The following is a 15,502-nucleotide window of genomic DNA, read 5'->3' on the forward strand; positions in this document are numbered from 1 at the left end:
TTTTCTTTATTGTAGCATGATAGTGAAAAAAAGGGAGCGACAAACGTTGTCTTTTGTTTAAAAAAATGATGAATTTTTCAAGAAAGTGCCGAAACTAACAAAATTGTCACTCAATTAACGGAAAAAAATATGGCAAATTTCCTAAAAAAAAGGCATACTATTCCTTGAGGTGAGGAAAATGAAAACATTACTAAAAATATTAATTCCCATAGTCATTTTAGCCGGTGGTAGCTGGGGCGTTTATAATTACTATTACGGTGGAGAAGCCTATTATACACAAATCACAACATCTGGTGAAAAGAAAGATGAAAAAACAAATTCTGGTGAAGCAATGACCATTTATTACTATCAACAACCTGCGTTTAATAAAAACGGTGAAGAAAAAACCGTGGAATTAAACGAATCCCGTGATCAACCTTTGCGTATGAAAGCCTATCTAAAATTGAAAGTTAATCCCCGTAAAGGCGTGATCAGCTGGAATGAAGTGACAGAAAAAGAAGTCCCTGAAAAAGCTTTAGAAAAATTAAAATAAAGAAAAAACCGTTGGCAAGCGACCAACGGTTTTTTCTTTATAATTGATTACTAATTTTTTCGATATTTTTTAGCATAATGGACACTGTGCCATCTGGATTATTAACAAATTCAATTAAATCGCCATTGCGGTAAACATCTAACGGAACAATTAATTCAATACCGTTATCCATTTTTAACTTCTGTTTGCCAAATTTCTTTTCAGAAATTTCGCGAGATTCTCTGACTGGCGGTGTTTTGTCGACAAACTTCGACTCATTCACTTCTTCTTGGTAAGCTAATTTAGCTGATACATTTTCTTTAAATACTTGCTCAGCAATCTGCTCATTGTCAATCGTTCCCGTTTCCTCAATGCTATCATATACCGCTTCTTTTACAGAAGCCATTAGTTCAAACTCATCTTCGTTAAATTTCTTTCCAATGCGTTTGACTGCTTTTTTAATTTCTTTGATATTTTCTTCCATGGAAGGTGCCGCTTGCGTCTCAATCACTTTTTCAGAGAAATACCAGATTTTTTCTCCTGAAAATTCATATCTTTTCTCTAGTAATTCAAACGCTAATGTATCTAAGTCAACTGTAATTCCTTCATCTGGTTTTTGTGATTTTGAAGACAAAATTGCTCGATTGATAATCAGTTTGTTATAAACGGATTCTTCTTCATAGTCGACGTAATGCGTGTAACTTTCTTTATAGTTTAATTTAATCATTGCGACATGTAACACCGTATCTAATTCATATAAAATGAACAAAATATCAGCACTAGGCGCATCTTCGCTTCCTGAATAAACATCATACCAATGTTGGGTAACTTCTTGGCTTTTCTTTACAAAATCACTAGGAATCCCACGTAACGTGTCAACAAAGGAACTATTTTCCGCCAATGTTCCAGTCTTTGTTTGTGCAGTCGAAAGTTTTGAAATTTTTGCAGTTAAATACGTTCGAATATACTCAGTCGTTAAATCTAGTTCCTTTTCAGAAAAAACCGGCGTCCCAGTTTCTCGATCAATAATGTGTAAAATTGCTTTTTTTAAATAAATATCCATTTTTACGCTCTCCTTTTCTCAACCTTTTTAGTCTAACTGAAAGAGAGAAAAAAGCCAATAGTTTCTATAAAAAGAAGAAGAATTCGTAGACAAATGTCTACGAATTCTTCTTAACTTCAAAAAGCGATTACCCTTCTTCGCTGTATAACATCCCTGTTGCTTCATCAACTGGATCGACTTTATTAAAGATGCCTTTCTTTCTGAAAATATAAGTTAAGCCCATTGGTACGATAATGGCAATCACCATTGCGCCTAAAAACGGCAAGTAATATTGTGGCACAATAGATAAAATTCCTGGCAAGCCACCGACGCCGATACTTGTCGCACGAACGCCCATTAAAGTGGCAAACATTCCGGCCATTGCTGAACCAATCATGCCCGCAACAAATGGATAAACATATTTTAAGTTGATCCCAAACATCGCTGGTTCAGTCACACCTAGGTAACAAGAAATCATTGCTGGAATCGAAACTTGTTCTTCTTTTTTGTTTCCACGATGCATAAAGATAACCGCTAAAACTGCTGAACCTTGTGCAATATTTGATAAAGCAATCATTGGCCATAAGTTGGTTGACTGAAAGTCAGCAATCAACTGTAAATCAATAGCATTACTCATATGATGCAACCCAGTGATAACTAATGGTGCGTACATAAAGCCAAAGACGGCGCCAAATAACCAATTAAATGTTGACGTTAATCCTGCATTCACAATATCAGAAACCCAACTACCAATCGTCCAACCGATTGGTCCTAAAATGACATGTGCAGCCAATACTGTCGGTACTAAAGCAAACAATGGGACAAAAATCATTGAAATTGCTTGAGGAATCACTTTTCTAAAGAAAATTTCAAGATAGGCAAGCAAGAAGCCGGCTAACATAGCTGGGATAACTTGCGCTTGATAACCAATCATGTTAACTTGAGCAAACCCAAAATCCCAGAAAGGAATTTCTGCTGCTTTAGTCGTCGCAACTGAATAAGCATTCAGAAGTTGTGGTGAGACTAATGTAATCCCTAGGACAATCCCCAAGATTTGTGTGGTTCCCATTTTCTTCGTAATACTCCACGTAATCCCAACTGGCAAGAAGTGGAAAATTGCTTCGCCGATTAACCATAAGAATGAATTGACTCCATTCCAAAATTGAGAAACTTCCACGATTGTTTGACCATCAAGAAAGCCAAATGGAACCCCTTCCAAAATATTGCGGAACCCTAAAATCAATCCCCCGATAACAAGTGCAGGAATCAATGGTGTAAAAATCTCAGCTAAAACAGAAACAACTCGTTGAACAGGACTCAAATTACTTTTGGCAGCTGCTTTCCCTTCTTCTTTTGAAACCCCTTCTAAACCGGAAATTGCAGAAAAATCATTATAAAATTGTGGGACTTCATTCCCAATAATTACTTGAAACTGTCCAGCATTTGTAAAGGTTCCTTTTACAGAAGGAATATCTTCAATCACAGGTACATCCGCTTTTTTTGGATCTTTTAATACAAAACGCATTCGAGTTGCACAATGAGAAACAGCTGAAATATTTTCTTTGCCTCCTACTGCTTTCAACAACTGTTGTGCATCGCTTTGAAACTTACCCATTTTACATTCTCCTCTCAAACTTGTATATACAATTAAGTTGTATATACATCATACTCGATTATTCTTTTTTTGGCAAGCGCTTTCTTTCAAAAAAATAATTTTATTTTTTTGCAAATCCCTTGTCTTTTCTTAAAGAGTCAAACAGAACGCTTTTTTAGCTGCTTCTTTATTGCTATACTACAGAGGGAAAAAACGAAAAGGAGTATGAAAAATGTTTTTTAAAGAAATTCATCATGTGGCAATCAATGCCTCAAATTATCAAGCAACTAAAAATTTTTATGTCGAAAAGTTGGGCTTTGAAGTTCTTCGCGAAAATCATCGTCCCGAAAAAAACGATATTAAATTAGATTTAAAATTAGGCAGCCAAGAATTGGAAATTTTTATTTCTGATCAATTTCCCGCTCGCCCCTCTTATCCTGAAGCTTTAGGATTACGTCATTTAGCTTTTAAAGTTGAACATATTGAAGAAGTGATTGCTTTTTTAAATGAGCAAGGAATTGAAACAGAACCGCTACGAGTAGATGATTTTACGGGTGAAAAAATGACCTTCTTTTTTGATCCAGATGGACTACCTTTAGAACTTCATGAATAATAAATAAAGGAGAGAAACAAAATGAAAGATACCTTTCGCTTAGAAAACCAGACGATTTATTTTGGTACAGAACGGGCAATTTCAGCCAGCCCTCAAACGATTTGGCGCTACCTGACTGAGACAGACAAGCTAAAACAATGGTTTCCAGAATTAGAAATTGGTGAATTAGGTGTTAACGGGTTTTGGCGGTTTATTCTGCCCGATTTTGAAGAAACAATGCCTTTCACTGATTATGCAGAGGAAAAATATCTGGGCGTGACTTGGGATACTGGTATCATCTATTTTGACTTAAAAGAACAAGCACCTCATCAGACCCTGTTAGTCTTTTCAGAATCTCTCCCAGAAAATTTTACAACACCTCGCCATAAAGATATCGCTGGTTGGTCAATTGTTCTCAATCGCTTGAAGCAAGTAGTTGAAACTCCTGATGCAGCACCAGAAAAAATAGATTTTCCGCAAATAGAAAATCATTACTTGGAAAAATTAACGAATTTAGAAAATTAAAAAGTGTGGCACAACGGGTAAATCACCCTCTGTGCCACACTTTTTAAAAACGTAAAATACGCTGATAAACAAATAAACCTAAATCAATTAAGCAAACAACAAAAATTGCCAATAATACAAAAGAGACCCGCAACTCTGCGGCGTACATCCCTCGTAAACTAATTGTTGCCAAACATAACCCAAAAATCGTTGCCATTGTCACTTGTAACACGGTTCCTGGTTTTAGGGCATAAACAAAAATGCCAATCAAACTAGAAACAATGAGGTGTGTCAGTGGCAATTGAAGCCAATTGACAACAAACAGACTAAGGAAACATCCTAAAAGAGTCCCCCAAAAACGTGTCTTAATACGCGTGTTCATTTCTGCTTTCACTGGATGCAAGAGTAGAAAAACATTCATCGGAATCCAAATTATTTTAATGCCTCCTACACTCCACATTAAAATAAAACTCAGCGTAATGGTGAAACTCATACGAATAGCTAAACGAAATCGTTGCACTCTTTCGTCAGGACTTTCTAAAAATTGTTTGAAACTTGTAATCCCAAAAAAAGTCTGTTGTAAGTCGTGCCAGAAATTAATAACCGTCAATTTTTGTTGCTTCATATTTAATTGAATGCTTTTAAAAAAGCGAACATGGCCTCTACTCTTTAAGCTGGTAAGCTGACTTAATCCCGTTTGCCACCAAGCGTTTAGTGTTAAAGCCAATAAAAAAAGACCAATTAAAAAGGCCACAACTTGAGATTGCATCAAAAATGTATTTCCTTTAACCTGGATTAACTGACAAAACGTAAACATCATCAAATAACTATGGTACCGCATCGGTGTCGCAGATGAATAAAATAAATAAACAATTAAAAATGTCACACTACTATTTAAAATAATAGACCAGCTAAAGGAACTACTAGCTATAAATGCTAAAAAACTGATCACAAATTGCCTGATACTCATTTTGAGCAGCGCTACAAACGAATAATCTTTTTTATAGTTAATTTTAAACATAATAGTAAATACAGGCACCATAATTAAATAGCTTGGGGAAAATAAAAAATCCAATGTATAAAAACTAACCAAAAAAAAGGCGATGACTGGGAAAATGGCCCAAACATACGCAAAAAATTGCTGACTTTTTGTACTAAAAAAATAAATAACAATCACTCCAATATCGATTCCTTATCCATTGTAACATGCTTGTCAATTCCCTCTTCAAATTGAATATACCAATTCGTTAAAAATAAATAAAAAAGCGAATAAATACGCTTTCATTTCTTGTTTTTTGTGCTATAATCAGCCTATATGATATATCATTTAAAACAAAGGAGCTACTTTCATGAATATTCAAGCGATTGATACGCGACACGGAACTGCCAACCAACATAGTTTTTCAAATGGAAATTGTCTACCCTATACTGGCGTGCCATTTGGGATGAATTTTTACGCCCCGCAAACAACTGACCAAAAAGGCAGCTGGTGGTTTCATCCAGAAGATCGAACATTTCAAGGCTATCGAGTAACGCATCAACCAAGTCCTTGGATGGGTGATTTTAGCCATTTATTAATGACCCCTGTCAGTGGTTCATTGTCGGAACTTTCTTTATTCCATGCCCAAAGTTCTTATCGTCCAGAAGAAAGCCTTTTTTCTCCTGTCGAAATTAACTTAACTCAATTACGCTATCAAATAACTTCTCAATTAATCCCAAGCATGTATGGTGGTATCTTAACCATTGATTATCAACAAAAAGATAATCACTTACTACTAACTCTGCCTGGACGTTATCAAGTAAAACAATTAGATGACCATCAAGTGGCTGTAAAAGTCATCAACTATTCTGGTTGTGAAGATCCAGATTTTAGTTTTTATTTTGTGCTTCATTTTGAACAGCCTTTAACCAAATGGTTTGCCCCTTCTTCAGGTGAAGATGGCAAAATCCTTCTTTCTTTTGGAAATATTGCTCAACAAGTTGTTCATTTTAGTAGTTCATTTATTTCTGAAAAACAAGCGCAGTTAAATTTAGCGCGAGAAATCTCTTTGCGTTCTACTGAGATGCTGCAACAAGGAATCGCAGATTGGCATAATTATTTCGATCGCCTTAAAGTAACGCATGAAAACCCTGAACATACTAAAACGTTTTATCATACACTGTATCGAACATTCCTATTTCCGCAAACCTTTTATGAATTGGACGAAAATCAGCAGCCGATTCATTATGATACGTTCTCGCAAACGGTTCGTCCTGGTGTACTATATACCAATAATGGCTTTTGGGATACTTATAAAACGGTCTACCCATTGTTCTCACTAATTGCTCAAGAAAAATACGAAGAGATGCTAGAAGGCTTTTTAAATAGTTACAACGAAACAGGTTTCTTGCCAAAATGGTTATCTCCAGATGAGCGTGGTTTAATGCCCGGCACCTTGATTGACGCTGTCATTGCTGATGCCGCCGTGAAAAAGATTCGTCCTGACTTGATGCCTCAGTTCCTAGAAGCGATGAAAAAAGGCGCTACACAACAAAGCGAACGAGAAAATTATGGACGTCAAGGAACTCTGGATTATCTAAAATATGGCTATGTTCCTTCAACCTATCATGAATCTGTAAATCATACCTTAGATTATGCGTACAGCGATTTCTGCATTTCACAAGTTGCAAAAACACTGAATGATTCAGAGACCGCAACGTTTTATCGTCAACAAGCCTTGAATTATCAACAACTTTTTAATCCTGAAACTGGCTTTATGCAAGCCAAGGATACTGAAGGCAATTTCCGTCCTGACTTTTTAGATATTCGTTGGGGCAAAGATTACGCCGAAGGAAGTGCTTGGCAATCAAGTTTTGCGGTTTATCAAGATTTTGCAGGTTTGATTAAGCTATATGGTAGCGAGTTAGCTTTCGAAAAAAAATTAATTCAGCTATGCAATCAAGCGCCTAACTTTAACGTTGAAGGCTATGGTTTTGAAATTCATGAAATGAGTGAAATGGCGGCAATTGATTTTGGTCAATTAGCCATCTCAAATCAACCAAGTTTCCATTATCCGTTTCTATTCAGCTACATCGGCAAACCAGAGATGGCTCAACCACTTTTAAAACAACTAATGCAAACATTTGATGCTTCACCAACTGGTTATCCAGGTGATGAAGACAATGGCAGCATGTCTGCTTGGTATATTTTTAATAGCTTAGGCTTTTATCCCGTCACACCAGGAGCTGGTGAATATGTAATCGGGATGCCTTTAGTCCAGACGGCGGAAGTAAAACTGTCAAATGGTAAACAATTAACCATTCAGACATCACCAAACAAAGTCCAACAACAATTTATTCATGAAATTCAGTTAAACCAAGAAAAACATACTGCGCCTTACTTTACTCATCAAGAACTATTAAACGGCGGGACTTTAGATTATCAATTAGGGATCGTCCCGAATCCACAAACCACAGCAGAACGACCGTTTTCATTAAGTACGGAAAAATAATAAAAAGAAAGATGTTCATAAAAATTGAACATCTTTCTTTTTATTCTTCGACACCTGCGTAATTTGATTGGTATTGCTCTCGAAATTCTTTTGGCGTAATTCCATTTAATTTTTTAAACATTTTTGAAAAATAGTTGGTATTGTTAAATCCTACTTTTTCTGAAATTTCGTTGATTGTATCATCCGTGTACAATAATAATTTCTGGGCATGCTTGGTACGCACTTGATTCAAATATTGAGAAAAACTCCGCTTGGTTTCTTTTTTAAAAATTTGGCCTAAATAACTAGGGTTCAAATGAAGCTCATCCGCCACCGTTTTTAAGTTTAATTCTTCTAAATAGCCTTGTTCAATTCTTTCTACAGCTTGGCTAACACTTTCTGAATATTTTTTTATTTTAGGTTTATTTTTCACTTCTGCCAAGACTTGCTGCATTAACGCATACAGTGTATTAAGATTGTTGCTAGCTCGAATTTCTTCCACGATTTTTTCATAGTTTTCTTCTAACACAGTTGGATACTGACGGGAGATATCTGAAAAAAGTAAGAAGACTACATAGCGTACATATTCTGGCGTAGCATGTTGTTGACTTAACTGATTGAAAATAGCATCTAATTCCCGTTGAATGGTCTGCATATCCCCAATCATCAAGGCTTGGTTAAACGCTAGAAAAGTAAAATCTTCTGCCGAACGATTCATTTGTTCTTTTTGATTATTTGGCAGAAATTCTTGATAAAACGTTTCAATTGCTTGCAACTGTTTTACTTTCTCATAACTTTCATAAACCGTTTCCCATTCATTGACAGATTCCCCTACAAAAATCTGACCTTGACCAGCTAGAATCGCTTCAATTTCACGAATAAATAAGAACGCTTCTTGTCTAGCCCCTTTATAGATAAGTAACAATTGGTGGTACGTACTCATCCAACTTTCAATGAATAACAGTTGACCTTTTTTCATAAATAGTTCCTTGATTGTTTCTAAAAATGGCATCTCAGCTTCAACCAATAAAACGGTAAAATCACCTGGTTTTATAGTCGTAAATTGCTGCATTAACTCTTCGTATTCCCCTTCGCTGATTTCATCATTAAGCCAACGCATCAAGCCATTTTCTAGATATAGACGCACGCGGGCATGGGATTTTTTTTGTTGGTCCAATTCTGTTTTAATTCTCTGGATATTGGCTAATAGTTCTTGCTTATTGACTGGTTTCAAAAGATAATCTTGGACCTGCAAAGCCATGCCTTTTTTGACGTAATCAAACTCTTGATAACCTGATAAAATTAAACTAATAAATTGATGTCCTTTTTTCTTTGCTTGCTCAATTAATTCGATCCCACTCATTTCCGGCATCGTAATATCTGTTAATAAAACATCAATGGATTCTGTTTCTAAAAAAGCCAATGCTTCTTGCGCACTACGCGCTGTTTTAACAATTTCAAAGCCTAACTCTTGCCAAGGAATAATCCATTTTAAGCCTTCTAAAATCATATATTCATCATCAACAAACATCACTCGATACATCTTTTCACCCCTTATGCTACAAACGAAAGACGAATTGTCGTCCCTTCTCCTTCTTTCCCTTCAATGGTTAAACCATAACTCTCCCCAAAAAAGCGTTGTAAACGTTCATGAACATTTCTTAATCCAATGGATTGTTCCGTTTCTATTTCTGTTTGATTTAAACGTTCGCGAATTTCCTCTAACCGATTGGCGGTGATTCCTTTTCCATTATCCACAACAGCCACAATAATTTTTTCGCCTTCTCGGTAGGCGTGGACCTTGATAGCATTGTCTTGTCGTTGATAGTCAATTCCATGCACAAAATAATTTTCGACAAGCGGCTGAATGATGAACTTAGGAATTTCAACATCAGCAATTGTTTCTTCTATTTCGAACTTATAGGCAAATTGGTCGGGATAACGCATTTGATACAAATACACATATTTTTCGCAAAATAAGATTTCCTCTGCCAAGGTCGTGGTTTTTTCTTGGTTAATATTATTCCTAAGTAACGTTGAAAAAGCATAGACAACATCAGCTAGTTCTTCTTGTTGCCGACTCAAGGCATACATACGAATATATTCCAACGTATTATAAAGAAAATGAGGATTAATTTGCGACTGTAACGCTCTCATGTGAGCATCGCGTTGCTTAATTTCTAAAGTATAAATATCGTGAATGTATTGATCTAAACTGTCTACCATAAAATTAATCGCGGAAGCAATATCATTCAACTCTTCCTGAACTTGATTCGTGTCAATTCGTTCTTTTAAATTGCCATCGCCAATGGCTCGTGTCGCTTCTAAAATTAATTGGACTTGTTGAGAATAGCGTTTAAATAGGCGGTTTAAGCCCACTAATAAAATAACAATCAAAAGTAACCCAATCCCTAAAATGGCCGCATAATTCATAAACAATTGTTGAAATAAGACTCGGCGGCTTGTTAATAAGAGAATGGTACTCCGGCCACTGCTTTCTATTTCCGTAATATCGTAGCGATTATGAAAAACCTGTTGAATGTCACTATCGGTGTGCATTCTTTTATCTAGTTGCCGCTCTTCTTCTTTAGTAAATTGTGCTTTTTCAGAAAAAATTTGATTTCCAGCACTATCATAGATAAACGCATTAATACCTGATTTTTTCAATAAGTCTGCTTGGTTGCCTAGCAACTCTTGACTTGAAAACACAGTGTACAACTCTCCCAGTGGTTGTCCTGTATAAGGATCGGAGATAATTCGCATTAGTTGAAAGCCATGTTTTTTAATTGATGACATATCCATTTTTTTCCCATTTGTAGCTGTGCGATTGGCGAACAAAACCTGATCAAATTCATCTAAGCGAATAATCACTTCTTCTAAGTCAGGAAAGGTGCTAAATAATGTACTTAAATTATTTCCAAAGTGGGTACTGACCCGATCTTCCGACCATTGACTGTAAGTATAGTCAAAATACTCAGGAGGAGAAAGTTCCATATATTTTCGCATGTTTTCAATTTTACTTGCAGAGCCAGCTAATTCATTAATCATATTCGTCGCCGCATTATTTTTATTCGTTACATAGCTGTCAATTTGGGAAACGGCGTTATTTTTTTGTGAATCAATTGATAAGTTAATTGTATAAGTAACATAAACGCACAAAGCAGCCACCGTTAACAAAATAATACTTGTTAACAGTAGACTGTATTTTTGTACTAATCGATTTAATAAATATTTTTTTTTAAACAGTTTTTTGAAGATTCGCTTCATTTTGTTCCAACTTTCCATCAATAAACTGGCGATTTTTGCGCGTGACATAGGCACACCACATCATAATTAAGGCAAACGAAGCAAATAGTAGCAGTCCTTTCATTTTCCAAGTTAAAGCAACGATACTAATTACACCGAATAAGACTTTAAAAAATACACCGAGGTTTAAAAAGATACTGATAAATGAAAGCTTCATTAAATCAATAGTTGAGATAAAATAGCTTCCTTCATATAGTAGCATATAAATGTAAAAAATAACGAGTATTAGGGAAACAAAAAATAAAATAAATGTAATAATTAACCACATTATTCCGGTAAATTGAACGGCTAAATAAATATTATAAAAAACAAATCCTAAAGTGAAGAGAAAAAGTAAAAAATAACAGTTACTTCTTTTAAAATGTGCTTTCCATGATTCAAATGCTCGTTTAACGGTGATTGCTTGATAATTCATGCCCTCTTCCAAAATGAAATCAGTCATCATTTGGAGTGCTGGACCAACACCAAAAATAATCCCTCCAGCTAAACTAAATAAAACAAACAGTAAATTTAGTTTGATTACTGTCCAGGAAAGGTAAAACAACCGTTGAATCCCTGTACTTTCCATCTTCCTCTTCCTTTCTATTATGTAAAAGGCTGAGCCAAAAGCGCTCAGCTAATGCCTCAGCCTCCTGTGATTATTTTTGAGATTGGATATATTCGTCTAATTGTGTTTGCATTTCTTTTTGAACTTTATCCCAGCCAGCTGTTTTTAGGTCATCCATTAATTTTGGAAGTGTTTCTTCTGGATCAACAGTTCCTGTATTTAAGCTTGCTGCGTAACGATTCATAACTGTAGCAACGTTAGTGATTTCAGTTTTCACTTTATCATTTACAAAAGTAAAACCAAGAATTGGTGAATCTTTTGCTTCTTCGATGCTCTTATCACGTTCTTTAACCATGTCTTCAGTGACAGATTCTTCTGGCCAAATGATTAAGTTATTTCCTGTGTTCCAAGCACTCAAGTGAGTTGTTGGTGTGTAATCTTTCAATAATTTCACACGATCATCGCCAACTTTTTCATATTGTTTGCCTTCTTCACCATAAACAAGTCCGTTTAACAATTCTGGATTGCTGTTTAATAAGCCTAGCAATTCAACAGATTTTTCTTTGTTTTTAGACGTATTTGCAACAACATAGTTAGCCATTTGCGCTTGTGATGTTGTTTTTAATGGTTCTGTTAGTGGACGAGAAACAAGTGGTTTACCAGCTGCTTGTGTTAAGATTGTATCACCATAATCCATAGGTCCTTGTGTTTCTTGACGCATGAACCAAGTATTGGTATTTAAGTCATATGGTGTTGTACTTGTAGCAGCATCTGTTGGAATCAAGCCATCTTTATACCATTGATGTAAGACTTTTAAGTTATTAATCATGTCTTTGTCGGCATATTGGTTAATAATTTTTGGTGAGCCAGTATCAGTTGTTTTCACTGCAAATGGATATTGGTTACCAATAGGGAAGTCATAATTACCTGTTGCAAAGAATGTTTGGCCGATAGCAAAAGCAGCAATATTTGGTTCTTTTTTATGGAATTCTTTTAGAACTTCCGTTGCACTTTCATAACTACCATCAACTTTACTAATATCTAAATTGTATTTATCGACATATTCTTTATTAAAAGTTAAAACTTGTTGACCGTAAGAGTTACCTAAAATTGGGAACGCATACAGTTTTCCATTGATCGTATTTCCTTTAATATAGTTATCTGGTAATTGATCATAGGCTTCTTTGGCATATTTAGGTGCTAAATCAGTTAAATCAGCATAGGCGCCTTTTTGTGCATTCGTTGCATAATTTTGTGCTAATGAAATATCATAGCTTTCACCAGAAGCAACGATTGTTGACATTTTTTGGTCCCAATCGCCCCAACCAACAAATTCCATTTTTAATTTTGCCCCAATTTTTTTCTCGATAATTTTATTCGCATTATCGATTAATTGGTCATAATTATCTGGTTTGTCCCCAACACGATACATTAATAACGTTGGTGTACTATCATCACCTTTTGACGCTGCATCTTTTGAAGATTTACCGCACGCGCTTAATCCTACAGCTAAAGCTGCTGCGCCAGCTACGGCTAATCCTTTTTGCCATTTTTTCATTCCTTATTTCCTCCTGTACAATTTTATTCTTTCACGCCGCCGATTGTTAAACCACCCACGAAATATTTTTGGAAGAATGGGTAAGTTAACGCAATTGGTAACGTAGATAAGACAACAATCGCCATTCGAGCCGATTCACTTGGTAGAACGCCTAAGCCTTCTTGTGCTGCTGCACCCATATCCGTACTTCTTGATAAGAACTCTAAGTTGTTTTGAATTTTCATCAATAAATACTGTAATGGTACCAAGGTATCTTTTTGAATGTAAAGTAACGCATTGAACCAATCGTTCCAATAACCCAAAGCCGCAAACAAACTAATTGTGGCAATCCCTGGAACGGCTAGTGGTAACACAATGCTGACAAAAATGCGCATTTCACTTGCGCCATCAATACGTGCCGATTCAATAATACTGTCAGGCACGGTTTTCTTGAAAAACGTTCGCATCACTAAAATATTAAATGGTCCTAAAGCTAAAGGCAAAATTAACGCCCAAATTGTATCTTTCAATTGCAATAAGTTTGTCATTACTAAATAGTTCGCAACCATCCCTGGTGAAAATAACATTGTAATTAACGCAAACAATGTAAAGAATTTTTTAAATGGAAAGTTGGAACGAGAAATGACATAGGCATATAATGACGTCATTGTTGCATTGACAATCGTCCCTGTCACCGTAATGAAGACCGTTACCCCTAAGGCATGAATAATGCGTTGACTCATTGCCCCTTGGAAAATGTAACGATAGGCCTCCAATGAAAATTCTTTTGGCCAAAACCGGTAGCCGTTTGCTGCTAATGATCCTTCACTTGTCAATGAAATCATAATAACAAAGAAAAACGGAACCACACAGGAAATAGCAAAAATCGCAATGACAATATTGAAAATCAAATTCGCTGTCGGGTTGAAGGATCGAACGTTAACGCTAGTGACTTTTTTCTTTTTCATAATCCTTCCTCCTAAAATAGTGCTGAATCTGGTTCAATTCGACGAACAACTAAATTCGCAATTAATAACAAACATGCCCCAACGACAGATTGATATAACGCTGCAGCTGCCGTCATGCCTACATCACCAGTAGCCGTTAAGCCATTGTAAATATAGGTATCTAACACACTTGTCACGTTGTAAAGCGCACCTGAGTTTCTTGGTACGATGTAGAACAAACCAAAGTCTGCTCTGAAGATACCGCCGATGTTTAAAATTAATAAAACAGACATCATTGGCAAAATTTGTGGAATCGTAACATTTTTTATTTGTTGCCATTTGTTGGCACCATCCACCATCGCTGCTTCATAGTAGGTCGGATCAATCCCCATCACAGAAGCATAGTAGATAATACTGTTGTAGCCTAGACTCTTCCAAACATTTAGGAAGACAAAAATTACTGGCCACCAACGTGGATCTGCATACCAGTTAATCATTGTGCCGCCATTACCAGTAATCCATTGATTCAAAATCCCTTTATCTGGACTTAAAAAGGCATAAACAAAATAGTTAATAACCATCCAAGATAAGAAATATGGTAGCAATGACATCGTGTGATAAACTTTAACCAAGCGACGATTTCTTAATTCACTCATAATAATAGCAAAAGCAATCGCGAAGAATAAGTTAAAGGCTAAAAAGACGACATTGTACAAAATGGTGTTTCTAGTAATTAACCAAGCATCTTTTGACGCAAATAAAAATTTAAAGTTTTCAAAACCAACCCAAGGACTTTCTCTTAGACTAGCTAAGAAACCATCTGGTGAAATATGAAAATCTTTAAATGCGACCACATTGGCTAAGACTGGTATATAGAAGAAAAATATAAACCAGATAAATCCTGGTAACGCCATAAGGATTAAGGCCTTATAACGCCATACATTTTGAAAAAACCCGTTTTTCTTCTTCATTCGTTTCGCTCCTTTCATAAATATAATAGCGTTTTCATAATATCTTTTTAAGGAACAAATTATAGGATTTGAGAAACAAATTATAGATTTTGTGTCATTTTAAGGTAAAAATTTACCGAAATGACTGTTCTTTGTGAAAACGTTTATCTGATATTTTTTTTACAACTGTTTAAGAACCTTAAAAACAATTGGCTAAACCTCACTCATAAAGCGATTTTGCTAGCGTGTATTTGTTTTATAAAATCTGAGAACTTGATAGTTTCACAAAGGATATCCTCTAATTATTTTTGAGGAGGACTATTTTTGAATTTTATCCGTAAAAAACACTAGAGCAATTCGTTTAATTGTAGTTTATTTTTTTGCAGTTTTAATGCAAGCTGGTTCTTTATTATTACTAGCTATTTCACTACTATTTTTCTATTTGCCTTTATGCACACACAATATGTTGGATTTCTTGTTATAAATCAAAAAGAGTTGACGA

General features: G+C 35.5%; 13 protein-coding genes. 4 read left to right on the forward strand and 9 right to left on the reverse strand.

Annotated elements, in window-relative coordinates:
- The first annotated feature begins 178 nt into the window (after positions 1-178).
- Entirely contained in the window at positions 179-532 is a 354-nt protein-coding gene (locus IGL56_RS08485) for a YxeA family protein (RefSeq protein WP_002387247.1), read from the forward strand.
- A 37-nt stretch (positions 533-569) separates the two neighbouring features.
- Here IGL56_RS08485 and IGL56_RS08490 read toward each other — a convergent pair whose 3' ends face one another.
- On the reverse strand, positions 570-1,574 hold the full coding sequence (locus IGL56_RS08490) for a nucleoid-associated protein (protein ID WP_002356866.1): 1,005 nt from the start codon (positions 1,572-1,574) through the stop codon (positions 570-572).
- A 127-nt stretch (positions 1,575-1,701) separates the two neighbouring features.
- A complete protein-coding gene (gene treP, locus IGL56_RS08495; protein WP_002383776.1) occupies positions 1,702-3,168 on the reverse strand; it encodes a PTS system trehalose-specific EIIBC component in 1,467 nt (488 codons plus the stop codon).
- A gap of 211 nt (positions 3,169-3,379) precedes the next feature.
- Between treP and gloA2 the strand changes: the two genes are divergently transcribed.
- Positions 3,380-3,760 carry an SMU1112c/YaeR family gloxylase I-like metalloprotein gene (gene gloA2, locus IGL56_RS08500; RefSeq protein ID WP_002356864.1) on the forward strand — a complete coding sequence of 127 codons (381 nt, stop codon included), beginning with the start codon at positions 3,380-3,382 and terminating at the stop codon, positions 3,758-3,760.
- Between the two features lie 21 nt (positions 3,761-3,781).
- Complete coding sequence (locus tag IGL56_RS08505; protein ID WP_002356863.1) at positions 3,782-4,264, forward strand: SRPBCC family protein; 483 nt, start codon at positions 3,782-3,784, stop codon at positions 4,262-4,264.
- A 43-nt stretch (positions 4,265-4,307) separates the two neighbouring features.
- Here IGL56_RS08505 and IGL56_RS08510 read toward each other — a convergent pair whose 3' ends face one another.
- Positions 4,308-5,420, reverse strand: a complete 1,113-nt coding sequence (locus IGL56_RS08510) for an FUSC family protein (RefSeq protein WP_002364392.1) — start codon at positions 5,418-5,420, stop codon at positions 4,308-4,310.
- A gap of 172 nt (positions 5,421-5,592) precedes the next feature.
- Between IGL56_RS08510 and IGL56_RS08515 the strand changes: the two genes are divergently transcribed.
- Positions 5,593-7,734 carry a GH92 family glycosyl hydrolase gene (locus IGL56_RS08515; RefSeq protein ID WP_002364393.1) on the forward strand — a complete coding sequence of 714 codons (2,142 nt, stop codon included), beginning with the start codon at positions 5,593-5,595 and terminating at the stop codon, positions 7,732-7,734.
- A 40-nt stretch (positions 7,735-7,774) separates the two neighbouring features.
- Here IGL56_RS08515 and IGL56_RS08520 read toward each other — a convergent pair whose 3' ends face one another.
- From IGL56_RS08520 to IGL56_RS08545, 6 genes are all read right to left on the reverse strand, one after another.
- Positions 7,775-9,256 carry a response regulator transcription factor gene (locus tag IGL56_RS08520; RefSeq protein ID WP_002356858.1) on the reverse strand — a complete coding sequence of 494 codons (1,482 nt, stop codon included), beginning with the start codon at positions 9,254-9,256 and terminating at the stop codon, positions 7,775-7,777.
- Positions 9,257-9,267: 11 nt separating this feature from the next.
- Entirely contained in the window at positions 9,268-10,998 is a 1,731-nt protein-coding gene (locus IGL56_RS08525; protein WP_029655778.1) for a sensor histidine kinase, read from the reverse strand.
- Positions 10,952-11,587, reverse strand: a complete 636-nt coding sequence (locus IGL56_RS08530; RefSeq protein WP_002362905.1) for a YesL family protein — start codon at positions 11,585-11,587, stop codon at positions 10,952-10,954. Before IGL56_RS08530 ends, IGL56_RS08525 begins: the two co-directional genes overlap by 47 nt.
- A 70-nt stretch (positions 11,588-11,657) precedes the next feature.
- On the reverse strand, positions 11,658-13,124 hold the full coding sequence (locus tag IGL56_RS08535; protein ID WP_002356854.1) for an ABC transporter substrate-binding protein: 1,467 nt from the start codon (positions 13,122-13,124) through the stop codon (positions 11,658-11,660).
- A 23-nt stretch (positions 13,125-13,147) separates the two neighbouring features.
- The gene (locus IGL56_RS08540) at positions 13,148-14,071 is read right to left on the reverse strand and encodes a carbohydrate ABC transporter permease (protein WP_002359877.1); all 924 of its coding nucleotides are present in this window, start codon (positions 14,069-14,071) and stop codon (positions 13,148-13,150) included.
- 11 nt (positions 14,072-14,082) lie between these two features.
- Positions 14,083-15,039 (reverse strand): ABC transporter permease, encoded by a 957-nt coding sequence (locus tag IGL56_RS08545; protein ID WP_002356852.1) that lies wholly within the window; start codon positions 15,037-15,039, stop codon positions 14,083-14,085.
- Positions 15,040-15,502: the final 463 nt, after the last annotated feature.

It is taken from the genome of Enterococcus sp. DIV1316a, assembly GCF_050536915.1.
In the GTDB taxonomy this organism is placed as follows: domain Bacteria; phylum Bacillota; class Bacilli; order Lactobacillales; family Enterococcaceae; genus Enterococcus; species Enterococcus faecalis.

Excerpts from the sequence above, each read along its gene's own strand:
- IGL56_RS08490 (WP_002356866.1), bottom strand. The coding sequence starts at position 1,574 with ATGGATATTTATTTAAAAAAAGCAATTTTACACATTATTGATCGAGAA.
- IGL56_RS08530 (WP_002362905.1), bottom strand. The coding sequence starts at position 11,587 with ATGGAAAGTACAGGGATTCAACGGTTGTTTTACCTTTCCTGGACAGTA.
- IGL56_RS08515 (WP_002364393.1), top strand. The coding sequence starts at position 5,593 with ATGAATATTCAAGCGATTGATACGCGACACGGAACTGCCAACCAACAT.
- IGL56_RS08535 (WP_002356854.1), bottom strand. The coding sequence starts at position 13,124 with ATGAAAAAATGGCAAAAAGGATTAGCCGTAGCTGGCGCAGCAGCTTTA.
- IGL56_RS08505 (WP_002356863.1), top strand. The coding sequence starts at position 3,782 with ATGAAAGATACCTTTCGCTTAGAAAACCAGACGATTTATTTTGGTACA.
- IGL56_RS08540 (WP_002359877.1), bottom strand. The coding sequence starts at position 14,071 with ATGAAAAAGAAAAAAGTCACTAGCGTTAACGTTCGATCCTTCAACCCG.
- treP (WP_002383776.1), bottom strand. The coding sequence starts at position 3,168 with ATGGGTAAGTTTCAAAGCGATGCACAACAGTTGTTGAAAGCAGTAGGA.
- gloA2 (WP_002356864.1), top strand. The coding sequence starts at position 3,380 with ATGTTTTTTAAAGAAATTCATCATGTGGCAATCAATGCCTCAAATTAT.
- IGL56_RS08525 (WP_029655778.1), bottom strand. The coding sequence starts at position 10,998 with ATGGAAAGTTGGAACAAAATGAAGCGAATCTTCAAAAAACTGTTTAAA.
- IGL56_RS08485 (WP_002387247.1), top strand. The coding sequence starts at position 179 with ATGAAAACATTACTAAAAATATTAATTCCCATAGTCATTTTAGCCGGT.
- IGL56_RS08520 (WP_002356858.1), bottom strand. The coding sequence starts at position 9,256 with ATGTATCGAGTGATGTTTGTTGATGATGAATATATGATTTTAGAAGGC.
- IGL56_RS08545 (WP_002356852.1), bottom strand. The coding sequence starts at position 15,039 with ATGAAAGGAGCGAAACGAATGAAGAAGAAAAACGGGTTTTTTCAAAAT.